This is a genomic window from Chryseolinea lacunae (genome assembly GCF_016735595.1).
GTDB classification, from domain to species: Bacteria; Bacteroidota; Bacteroidia; order Cytophagales; family Cyclobacteriaceae; genus Chryseolinea; species Chryseolinea lacunae.
Window position 1 is genome coordinate 939,617 of sequence record NZ_JAERRB010000001.1, and the last position, 11,299, is coordinate 950,915.

Genomic DNA, 11,299 nt, shown 5'->3' on the forward strand with positions numbered 1-11,299 from the left:
GGCCTTTCACTAAAGATATAAATTTAAATTCATGGCCCGTTCATTTGCGTTTGTGGGAAATGTGAGAAATTGCCGCCCATTAATTCGAATATGAAAAAAGTCATTCTCACACTGTCCTTTTTTGCCATCGCCCTCAGCGCCTGGGCCTGGGGCGCCACCGGCCACCGCGCCATCGGTTTTGTGGCCGACAAATACCTTTCTAAAAAAGCACAAAAGGAACTGCAACGCATCCTGGCCGGCCAGTCTACCGCCATGGCCTCCACGTGGATGGACGAGATCCGGTCCGATTCGACCTATGACTATGCCGGCGACTGGCATTGGGTGACTATTCAAGACGGGCAGACCTATGAACAATCGGAAAAGAATCCGCATGGCGACCTCATTCAAACCATTGAGCGCCTCATCACCGAACTGAAATCAAAAAAACTCAACGCCAAAGACGAAGCCGAACATCTGAAAATGCTGATCCACCTCGTGGGCGATGTTCACCAACCCCTGCACGTGGGCCAGGGCACCGACGCGGGCGGCAACAAGGTGAAAGTGACGTGGTTCAGAGGCGACAGCAACCTGCACACGGTGTGGGACAGCGAGATGATTGACGACACACACCTGAGCTATACCGAACTGGGCGAATCGCTTGAGAAACCCGACGCCGTGAAGATTGCCGCATGGCAGAAAAAATCAGTACGCGACTGGGCCTACGAAAGCATGACCTACCGTCCCCAGGTATACGCTATCGGCAATGGCAAACTGAGCTACAAATACGCCTACCTCAACATGCCCGTTGTGCGCCAGCGGTTGGTGCAGGCTGGTGTGCGGCTCGCCGGAATTTTGAACGAGATATATAAATAAACACCACCGTCTCACAAAAAGCGAAGGCGCGGGTTCATCACCCGCGCCTTCGTTGTTTCATGCCCATTGAATTTCTACAACGAACTGCCTAGGGCTTCCAGCCATAGGTAAACGTGTAGGCCCCGGAGCCCAGCTGCAACTTTCCGTCACCACCTTCGGCTGCCAACGGCGACAACGACTTCAGCTTACTGATGTCGATGCCCCCTTCCGTTATTTTGGCATCGGCGGCACGCGGCAATATTACCTGTGCCGTGGTGTTGGCGGGAATGGTGATGGCCAGAATAAAATTACCATTCTCAATTTTCCACGCCGACTTTGCCGGGCCGTATTGTGTGTTCAGTTCTGCCGTGGCGTGCTTGAAGTTGCCGCCCGGCTGTGGCGCGATAATGATTTCTTTATAGCCCGGCGCGGCCTCGCGCAAACCAGTCACCCTTCTGTACATCCAGTCGCCGATGGCGCCGTAGGCATAGTGGTTAAACGAGTTCATGCCCGGCGTTTGAAACGTGCTGTCGGTTTTGATACCGTCCCAACGTTCCCATATGGTGGTGGCGCCCATCTTCACCGGATAGAGCCACGAAGGATAGGTTTCCTGTAACAACAGGTTGTACGCCACGTCCAGGTAGCCATAGCGTGTCAGCACTTCACAGAGATAGGGTGTTCCCAGAAAGCCTGTGGTGAGGTGGTTGCCATAATCTTTCACATTTTGCGCCAACCGATCGGCAGCCTGGGCGCGCAGATTTTCGGGAAGCATGTCGAAGTTCAGGGCCAGCACATAGGCCGTTTGTGTGCCAGCCACCAATCTTCCGTTGGGCGTCATGTATTCCTGCACAAAAGCGTCTTTGATTTTTTTGAGCGACTCCGTGTAGCGTTTCGCGTCATCTTCTTTGCCCAATACTTTTGCCGTGTTGGCCATGATCTGGGTAGAGTTGGCGAAGAAGCATTGTGCAATCAGGTATTTGTCAGTCACTGCCGAGCGACCATCGGTGTCGTCGTTGGGGCGATAGAAGAGCCAGTCGCCAAAGTGAAAACCTTTGTTCCAAAGATTGTTGGTGCTGTTTTTTTCCATAAAGCCCACCCAGGCTTTCATGCTCTCGTATTGTGTTTCGAGAATACGTTTGTCGCCATAGGCATTATAGATGTTCCAGGGAATGATGGTGGCCGCATCGGCCCATCCCGCAGAGGCGGATGCATTTTCGCCCAGCACGTTGGGGATCACAAACGGCACACGTCCATCGGCTACCTGATCGGCCGCCAGGTCTTTCAACCACTTGTGAAAGAAGGTGGCCACGTTCATGTTGTAGGCAGCGGTGCGCGCAAAGGCCTGTGCGTCGCCGGTCCAGCCGAGGCGCTCGTCGCGCTGCGGGCAGTCGGTGGGCACATCCACAAAGTTGCCTTTCTGTCCCCATTGAATGTTGTGTTGCAACTGGTTGATGAGGGCATTGGACGATGTGAACGTTCCTGTTGACGCCATATCGGAATAGAGCGTGGTGGCCACAATGTTTTCGGGGGCGATTTTGGTTTTGCTTTTGATGCGGATGTAACGAAAACCAAAGAAGCTGAAGTGCGGCTCAAAAGTTTCTTCCACGCCACCTTTCAACGTATAGATCACCTCGGCCTGTGCGGCGCGAAGGTTGTCGAGATAGAAGTTTCCTTTTTTGTCGAGCACCTCGGCGTGGTGAATCACCACCTGGTCGCCGGCATTGCCTTTCACTTTAAAGGTTACAAAGCCCACCAGGTTCTGACCAAAGTCGTAGATCACTTCGCCGGCGGCTGTGGTGCTCACCGGTTTGGCTTTGAAGGTTTCGTGTTTTTTCACGGGAGGCGAATAAGAAGCCACCAGGTTGTCGTTCGGGACCTTGATCACGCGCACACCGCGCCAGTCGTTGGGGGCGTACGATGCCAGGGTCCAGTCTTTTTTCTCAAGACGCGCGTCGTAGGCTTCGCCATAGTAGATACCGGCCTGCACAACGGCACCGGTACTGCTCTTCCACTGATCGTTGGACGCGATGGTTTCTTTGGTGCCGTCGGTATAGGTCACCTCCAGTTGAAACAGTAGTGCGAGGTTTTTGCCATAGATATTCCGGTTGTTTTCCCATGCCAGGTTGCCCCGATACCAGCCATCGCTAAGAATGACGCCCGTGGCATTGCGCCCGTTGGTAAGCAACGTGGTGACATTGTAGGTTTGATATTGCAGACGCTTGTTGTAGCTGGTCCAGCCGGGCGTGAGGTATTGATCGCCCACGCGCTGGCCGTTGATGAAACATTCGTAGATGCCGTGCGACGTGATGTAGAGGCGCGCGTTCTTTACCATCTTTTTCAAATCGAACGCGTTGCGCAGCATGGGTGCGGGACTGTGCACACTGTCGCCGGGAAGATCGGGTTCGACCCACGCGGCAGTCCAGTCGGATGACTGCAACAAACCGGTTTCCCACCACTTCATTTCGCTCCAGGCCGACGTGTTGCCCTTGTTGTCAACCACCCGCACCTGCCAGTAATAACGTTGACGCGACGTGAGCGCCGGGCCACCATAGTTCACCAGCACCGACTGATCGGACGGCACCACGCCGCTCTGCCAGAGAATGTTTGCTCCCTTGGCAAGCGCCTTGTCGTCGAAGCCGACGCGAAGCTCATAGGATTTTTGTGTCACCCCCCGCTGCTCCGACACTAGCTTCCACGACAAGCGAGGAACTTTGACATCGATGCCCAGGGGATTGTTTTGATACTCGCACGTAGGTTCGCCCACGCTGAGTTTGGGTGCTGGTTGTGCCAGCAGCGAAGTGGCTGTGGCGGCCAGCAGGCAGAAAAGAAAAACGAAAATGCGCATGTCTGGTAATAGGGTTTAGTGAGACTAAGATACGGACATTCTGGAGGATGGCCGACCTGTACCGTCATGATGGCTCGGCGCTGGCTTCGTCTTGCGTTGGGGATGAGCATAGGGTGAGTGAGGGGTGCCTGTACTGACATCAAAGGCAATGCCTGCCCGGGGTCGGCGAAGCTGACGCCCAACACCGGGCATGGTGTGGATGGTGGCGGAGGCCGCCATCACGTTCCTTTTTACGAAGGAGAAATCTAAATCGCTTAGAGCAGATTATTCAGCTTTGCGTATTGCAGGAGCATGATGGTTTTCGCGTCTTTGATTTCGCCGGTGGTGATCATACCATACGCTTTTTCGAAATCAAGTTCCAGCACTTCAATGTTTTCGTCTTCGTCAACACCTCCGCCTTCGGTCACTTTTTGGGCGGCAGTGTATTCTCCGGTGAAGAAGTAGAGGATTTCGGTTACGGAGCCGGGCGACATGTAGACATCGAAGATCTTTTTCACGTGGGTGATGCGGTAGCCGGTTTCTTCTTCGGTTTCGCGGCGGATGCAGTCTTCGGGATTGTCGAGGTCGAGCAGGCCCGCGCAGGCTTCAATGAGCATGCCGTCGGCGTTGCCGTTCACAAACGTGGGGAGGCGGAACTGGCGTGTGAGCACCACGGTGCGTTGTTCCTTATTGTAGAGCAGGATGGTGGCACCGTTGCCGCGGTCGTAGGCCTCGCGGCTTTGGATGCGTTCTTCGCCGCTGCGTGTAAGAAAAGAAAAGGTGTACTTGTAGAGTTTGTACCAGTTGGCCGACAGCGTTTGCTTGTCGATGATTTTGGGGGTCATTGCGAAAGGGTTAGCCCTTGTTTACGCTTTCACATGAAAGTAGTTGCGCAGCAGGTGATGATAAATTTCCAGGCACACCCAGGCGTCGGTGGCAGCGTAGTCGATTTGTTTCTCGGTGAGCGTGGGCGCTTCCCAGTTCGACGTTTGCGCACTTTTGGAAATGCGGAAGCCCAGCAGCAGGCCCGCCAGTTTTTTCACACTCTCCACCTGCAGTCCCGAGGCCTTGGCCATGGTAGACAGTTCGATGAACGAGGTGGGTTGAAAGCGACTGAGCTTTTGCAAAGCCTTGATGTCGTCGTGGATGGCCACGCCGGCTTTGATGATGTTGGTGTTTTCGAAGATGGATACAATTTCTTCGGGCAGCCCGGTTTGGTGCAGGCGCAGGAGGAAAACTTTGCCGGGAATGGCCAGTTGCAGCAACGCCACCTTATAGGACTGTCCGCGCTTAAAGCTGGGACGCGTCTCGGTGTCGAAGCCCACCACGTCGTGCTTCTCGATTTCGCGCTGCATGGCCGCCAGCTTGGAAGGCTCGGTGATGACGCTCACTTTTCCTTCGAAGGCTTTTAGGGGAAGCTGGTTCACTTCCTCTGCTGTGATGGTGACTTTGGGACCCTGGTGCGCTGGTTCCGGATGCTCTTCTTTCGGTAAATGCATTAAAAAATCGAGGTAAACAGGTGTTAAAAAAATCCCCTACTAATGGGTGCTCTAATTTAAGTCAAAAAAATCAACTATTTTGAGGCCCCTAACTCAAATTGAATGTCGAATTCCCTTTTCCGAAAAAAATCGCTCTCTTCCATCCTTAGTGACGCCTCTGAACGCGACAGCCACGGCTCGCCGGAACTGAGAAAAATATTGGGTGTGAAGGACCTGACGGCGATGGGAATTGCAGCCGTGATCGGCGCCGGCATCTTTTCTACCATTGGCCAGGCGGCCTACGACGGCGGCCCGGGCGTTATCTTCCTGTTCATAATCACCGCGGTGACCTGCGGGTTCACCGCCCTTTGTTATGCCGAATTTGCCTCGCGCGTGCCCGTGGCGGGCAGTGCCTACACCTACTCCTATGTCACCTTTGGAGAAATCACCGCCTGGGTCATTGGCTGGGCACTGATCCTGGAATATGGCATCGGCAACGTGGTGGTGTCCATTTCGTGGAGCAGCTATTTTGTGAACCTGCTCGAAGGCGTGGGCATGCACCTGCCCGCATGGCTTGCCACCGATCCCTCCACCGCCCGGTCGGCCTATGAATCGGCTGTGCAGGCGGGTACCCCTACCGATGCGTTGGCCTGGACCACCGCGCCGCTGGTGGCCGGCTACAAATTCATTTGCAATGTGCCCGCCTTTGTCATCATCATACTCATCACCATCCTGGCATACATCGGCATCCGCGAAAGCCGCAGCAGCGCCAATTTCATGGTGGGGCTGAAGCTGGTGGTGCTGGTGTTTATTGTAGGCATCGGGGTGTTTTATATCGACACCAACAACTGGACGCCCTTCATGCCTAACGGCTTCAGCGGCGTGCTCAAGGGCGTGTCGGCCGTGTTCTTTGCCTACATCGGCTTCGACGCCATTTCAACCACCGCCGAAGAATGCGCCAACCCGCAACGCGACCTCCCACGGGGCATGATCTACTCGCTTATTATCTGCACCATAATTTATGTGGTGGTGACGCTGGTCATCACCGGCATGGTGAACTATTCGGAATTCGATTCAGTAGCCGATCCGTTGGCCTATGTATTCGAAAAAATCAACCAGGGCAAAATCGGGTTCTTCATTTCGGTTAGTGCTGTGGTGGCGGCCACCAGCGTGTTGCTGGTGTTCCAGATTGGCCAGCCCCGCATCTGGATGAGCATGAGCCGCGATGGTCTTATGCCCCGCCGCTTCGGCAAGATCCACCCCAAATATCAGACACCCGGTTTCTCCACCGTCATGACCGGCATCATTGTGGCCATTCCCTCCCTGTTTGTGGAGAGTGCACTCATGACCGACCTCACCAGCATCGGCACCTTGTTTGCCTTCGCCATTGTGTGCGGCGGCGTACTGGTATTGCCCAAACGCGAGAAAACCGCAGAGAAACGATTCAACCTCCCCTACATCAACGGACAGTGGATTGTACCGGTGTTGTTCATTGTTTTCCTCTACGGCTTCCGCGAGCGCTTCATGGACTCGCTCACAAACCTGTCGCACGAGTCGCACCAGGAGATTTTGTTTCTGGTGTTCATTTTGGTAACACTGGTGGTAACCGTGTTTTCGTTTCTGAAGAAGCTGTCGCTCATTCCCATTCTCGGCCTCCTTTGCTGCTGCTACCTGATGATTGAAATTCCGACCCGCAGCTGGGCGGTGTTCTTCGGATGGATGGCGTTTGGACTGGTGATCTACTTCAGCTACGGCTATTGGAAGAGCAAACTTGCCACCAAATCGTAGCAACCTGCACGGCGCAGCGCGCTTTGAAATCTGAAATCCAAACACGATCTTCCGATCACCATCCCGGTGCAGGAAAAATCCAAACTCCTAAGAAACTCCTTAGAAACTCCCTAGAAAGTCCCTTCCCTGGGCAGGGTAAGGGCGGAGTATATGCAGGGTAAAGACGGATGTAAAGCACCCATAAGCCGACGCCATGCGCACCGCCACAACCACACCCCGCACAACAGAATGGGTTCGCGCTTTTCCCTACGACTCCGTAACGCGATAGTTCACGTTGCGTGTCTTCAGGTAGTTCACCACAAAATTGAAATGTTCTTCCTGTTCGCCCAGATATTCGGGAGGGCAAATGCCTTTGCGGGTAAACTTGCCGTCGGCAATAAGGTGCAGGGCCGCGGTGCAGGTGTAGCCTGTGGTGCGGGCCATCGACAGGGTGCTGGTGGCGTTGTCGGTGCGGTCAAGCAAATTGTATTCGTACGTTTTTGTCTTGCCGTTTTCTTCGCCGGTCATGCGGATGCGCATCACGGTGAATTCTTCTTCGCCCGGCTTCAGCTTCCATTTGGGAAACAGCAGCTTGGCGGTGACGTCGATGGGGCGAACTTTCACGCCTTTGATGTCGACCGCTTCATAGGAGAAAAATCCGGATTCACGCAACACGCGCAGGTATTCGATGCAGCCCGGATAGCGCAGCGTTTTCTCGATCATGTTGGGAATGTTGGGCATGGTTTTGATGAGCGACCGCAGGCCGTCAGAATTCCACGACTCCAACGTGCCCACACCGTCGAAGTGAATGAGTTCCGGATCGGACAAAGCTTCTTTTATGATCACAGCTCCCTGCTGCACATAGCGCGCGGGGCGAATGTATTCTTCAATGACGTCGATGGGTGAGAACACTGCCTTGTATTCATAGGGCCACTCGCGCACCACGGGCAGACCGCCCACCAGACATTCGTAGTCGGTAATTTTCATGCGCCGGTTGTGATAGCCCAGAATGATGTTTCCCATGCCGGGGGCCACACCGCAGTCGGTCACCACCGTCACGTTGTTCTTTTTGGCGAGGTCGTCGAGTTGAAAGGGATCTTCGGGAAAGAAGGAAATGTCGGCAATGTTTTTTCCGGCCTCAATCACCGTGCGCACGGTTTGCAACCCCATGAAGCCGGGCACCGCGCCAACCACCAGGTCGAAAGGTTCCAGGGTTTGGGTGAGCTGGCTCAGGTTGGTGAAATCAACCTGCTGTGTTTTGATGCCGTGCTGCGCTACAAACTTGAGGGCTTCTTCGTTGATATCGACAGACGTCACATCAAAGGTTTTTGCCAGGTCAATGGCCATGGCTTTTCCAACAAGACCTGCACCGAGAACGACTACTTTTTTCATGGGTTAATGAATTGATATGAAGCCGTAAATTAATGCGATTACGGCAGGAAGCATTAACACGAGGTCGAGGAAATTAAATTTCTTTTTCATGATGAGGGGAAATAAAAGGTCTGTACAGGAAGACTCCCGCACAGACAAGAGAGGGGACTTTTTTTGCTCCAGAGAGGGGCTCCAAATAAAATTCTTTTTAAAAATCAGGCAGCAACTTCCAGCTGGCCTTTAATCATGGCCGACGAAAGTGTGAGATACACGGCGGTCCAGGCTTCCATAAGCTCTTCGTTCCACTGTTCGCCAAGACCTTGTTCGAGGGTCCACAGCAGGCATTCACCCACCACCTGATAGTGTTCGGGTTTGGCGCCATAGCGGCCGTGGCGTTGCGCCAGCAGCTTCACTTCGTTCATGATGTCGTCAAGCTTGTTGAGCTTGGTCACAATGAGGGTCACCATGTTCATGAGCTTGCGGGCCTGCTCTTTCTGGTCGTGCTTGAACAGGGATTTCACAGCGGGCGCTACGTGAAACAAGCGGCTGTAGAAAAGCTCACCGGCTTCTTGCGCATTGATTACTACATAGGTCCACGAGTTCCTTACGAGAACAATTTGTCTTTCGGTCATACGATACTGAAACGGGTTAGGGATGAAGATTTTGAATACTGCATCCTTGTACCGAAAGCGGTTGAAAAAGGTTGGGCGTTTGCTAAAAAAGGGACGTCTACAATAGGTTTACACTTTCCCTAAAACATTGTTGGTCAAGCGCTTTTGAACGACGCCACGAAGTCAGAAAGATTTTCTTCGGTGGGCAGATTCAGTTTTTTGCGCAACCGGTGTCGTGCCATCTTCACGCTTTCCGGGGATATGCCCATGAGTTCGGCCATCTCTTTCATACTCAAATTGAGGCTGATGAGCGAACAAAGCTTGAGGTCGCCCTGGCTCAGGTCGGGATATTGTTGCCGGAGCCGGTCGAAAAAGGAAGAGTGCACCTTTTCGAAATACATCCTGAATTCGTCCCAATCCTTTTCCGACTCCAGGCTGTAGTCGATCACCTTCAGCAGTTTCGAGATTTTGGTCTTTGCCGTTTTGTCGCCCGTGGCCGCCAGCTCCTGGATGCCTTCGCGCAATCCTTCCATCACGGTGTTTTTCTGCACCAGGTTCAGCGTGTAGGTGAGCAATTCCTTGTGGCGAAATTCCAGGTCGTGTTGCAGCTGGTCCTCCACCAGCTTTTTGTTTTCGATCTCCACCCGCAACAACGCCTGCTGCGCCTGGTGCACCTCCAGGTTTTTTTCGAGCAGCTCCTTTTTTGTGCGGATGGTCTTTCGTTGATAATAGATCACCACGCCACCAATAAACAACGCCAACGCCAGGCCTGCATAGGTCACCTTTTGCCGGAACACACTCCAGGCTTGTTCTTTTTTCAAAAAGTCGATCTCCTGTTCTTTGCGTTCTGTTTCGATAAGCGTTTTCAGCTGGGCATATTGCATGCGGCTGCGCAGGCTTGTCACCGAATCTTTCACGGTGACACGGCGCTGCAAAAATTCGAATGCCTTCTGATAGTCTTTGCGCGCCGCATAGATGTCGGTGTGCAGCTGATACGATTCGATCAGCGCCATGCGGTTGTCGGCTTTCTCGGCAATGGGCAGACCTTGGCTGGCCAGTTGCAGGGCGCGGTCCACGTTGCCTTGCGCCAGCCACACGCGCGACTGGTTGTGATAAGCCGCGGGCAGGCGGTTCAGGTTGTTGGTTTCGCGAAACAACGCCATCGACGGTTCATAATAGCGCAATGCTTTTTCATACTGCCCCATCTCATAATAGATCACCCCGATGTTGTTGAGCAGGTTCGCGATGCCTTCCTTGTTATTGTTTTCACGCTCCAGCGCGAGTGCCTCTTCAAACCGGGCAAGTGCGGCATCATAGTCGAGCAGGTCCGATTCCAGCACGCCGATTTTCCGGAGCGTGAGCGCCATGCCCGGTCTATCGCGAAATGCTTTCTGAATGCCAAGAGCTTTGCTGTATTGTTCGCGCGCGGCATCAAAGTCGCCTTCCTGCTGGTGGGCGGCGCCCATCTCGGTGAAGGTTTCGGCCATGCGCAGGGAATCTTTCAGATCTTGAAACAACTCAAGCGCGCGACGCAGGTTTTCCAGCTCGCGCACGTTCTCGCCTTTGAGGCGGTGCAGCAGGCTTTTGTTTTTGTAGGCCTCTGCCAGCCCCAATGCATACTGAAGCGAGTCGGCAAGATGCAGGGCATGTTCTGTATAAAAGCGTGTCTTTTCAGGTGTGGTGAGGTAGTGCAGCCGCGCGAGACGGTTCAGCACGTTCACACGCTGGGTGTCGCGGGGAAGACTTTGGAGTTTGCGTTCCAACGGCTCCACCTGGGCGTGAAGCGACGCAACAACGCCGAGCAAAACAACTAAGAGAAGGTTTTTCATAACGGAAAGGGTTGTTAAAGGAATATATTTTTCCGCTAACTTCCGAGGTAATTTATGCAACATGGACATCCGTAAATTTCTTGAGCGCGCAAAAACATCGGCCTTCCACCTGTGGGTGTTGAACCAGGGATTGCTGCGCATGGTGCCGTTCAACAAGCCGCATCATTTCAGCGTGGTGGCGCTGGAAGACTATCGCGTCAAAATAAAGATCCCGTTCCGCCGCAAAAACCTCAACCACATCCGGGGGCTGCACGCCTGCGCACTGGCCACCCTGTCGGAATATGCCACGGGTCTGCTGTTGCTTTCACGCCTCGGCTTCGACGCCTACCGCATCATCATGCAACGCTTCGAAATGGACTATCACTACCAGGGCAAAATGGAAGCCTTCGCCGACTTTGCACTCACACCCGAATGGATCGACCAAAACATTATCCAACCCCTCAACGGCCCGGAAGAAGCCGTGGTCATCACCCTCGACGTGAAAATTCACGACGCCCAGGGCAAGCACCTCAGCACGGGAAAAGTATATTGGCAGATTAAAAAATGGGCGAACGTAAAAACGCGTGTAGCCGCCTGATGCAATCGTTT

At 53.7% G+C, this 11,299-nt stretch carries 9 protein-coding genes; 3 read left to right on the forward strand and 6 right to left on the reverse strand.

What is annotated here, in order from left to right; translation table 11 throughout:
- The first annotated feature begins 90 nt into the window (after nt 1–90).
- A complete protein-coding gene (locus JI741_RS03670) occupies nt 91–852 on the forward strand; it encodes a S1/P1 nuclease (protein WP_202007479.1) in 762 nt (253 codons plus the stop codon).
- 88 nt (nt 853–940) lie between these two features.
- Here the strand turns inward: JI741_RS03670 and JI741_RS03675 are convergent, their stop codons facing one another.
- The 3 genes from JI741_RS03675 to JI741_RS03685 form a co-directional block, all read right to left on the reverse strand.
- Nucleotides 941–3,676: a glycoside hydrolase family 78 protein gene (locus JI741_RS03675; protein ID WP_202007481.1), complete on the reverse strand. Its 2,736-nt coding sequence runs from the start codon at nt 3,674–3,676 to the stop codon at nt 941–943.
- Nucleotides 3,677–3,930: 254 nt separating this feature from the next.
- Complete coding sequence (gene nudK / locus JI741_RS03680) at nt 3,931–4,500, reverse strand: GDP-mannose pyrophosphatase NudK (protein ID WP_202007483.1); 570 nt, start codon at nt 4,498–4,500, stop codon at nt 3,931–3,933.
- A 21-nt stretch (nt 4,501–4,521) separates the two neighbouring features.
- Nucleotides 4,522–5,154 (reverse strand): 3'-5' exonuclease, encoded by a 633-nt coding sequence (locus tag JI741_RS03685; protein ID WP_202007485.1) that lies wholly within the window; start codon nt 5,152–5,154, stop codon nt 4,522–4,524.
- 102 nt (nt 5,155–5,256) lie between these two features.
- Here JI741_RS03685 and JI741_RS03690 point away from each other — a divergent pair, with 102 nt between their 5' ends.
- A complete protein-coding gene (locus JI741_RS03690; protein ID WP_202007487.1) occupies nt 5,257–6,921 on the forward strand; it encodes an amino acid permease in 1,665 nt (554 codons plus the stop codon).
- A gap of 246 nt (nt 6,922–7,167) precedes the next feature.
- Here JI741_RS03690 and JI741_RS03695 read toward each other — a convergent pair whose 3' ends face one another.
- The 3 genes from JI741_RS03695 to JI741_RS03705 all read right to left on the reverse strand — a co-directional run bounded on the left by JI741_RS03695 (nt 7,168) and on the right by JI741_RS03705 (nt 10,711).
- Entirely contained in the window at nt 7,168–8,292 is a 1,125-nt protein-coding gene (locus JI741_RS03695; protein WP_202007489.1) for a saccharopine dehydrogenase family protein, read from the reverse strand.
- Between the two features lie 194 nt (nt 8,293–8,486).
- Nucleotides 8,487–8,903 carry a globin family protein gene (locus JI741_RS03700; RefSeq protein ID WP_202007491.1) on the reverse strand — a complete coding sequence of 139 codons (417 nt, stop codon included), beginning with the start codon at nt 8,901–8,903 and terminating at the stop codon, nt 8,487–8,489.
- Between the two features lie 134 nt (nt 8,904–9,037).
- Nucleotides 9,038–10,711, reverse strand: a complete 1,674-nt coding sequence (locus JI741_RS03705; protein WP_202007493.1) for a tetratricopeptide repeat protein — start codon at nt 10,709–10,711, stop codon at nt 9,038–9,040.
- 61 nt (nt 10,712–10,772) lie between these two features.
- Here JI741_RS03705 and JI741_RS03710 point away from each other — a divergent pair, with 61 nt between their 5' ends.
- The gene (locus tag JI741_RS03710) at nt 10,773–11,288 is read left to right on the forward strand and encodes a DUF4442 domain-containing protein (protein WP_202007495.1); all 516 of its coding nucleotides are present in this window, start codon (nt 10,773–10,775) and stop codon (nt 11,286–11,288) included.
- Nucleotides 11,289–11,299: the final 11 nt, after the last annotated feature.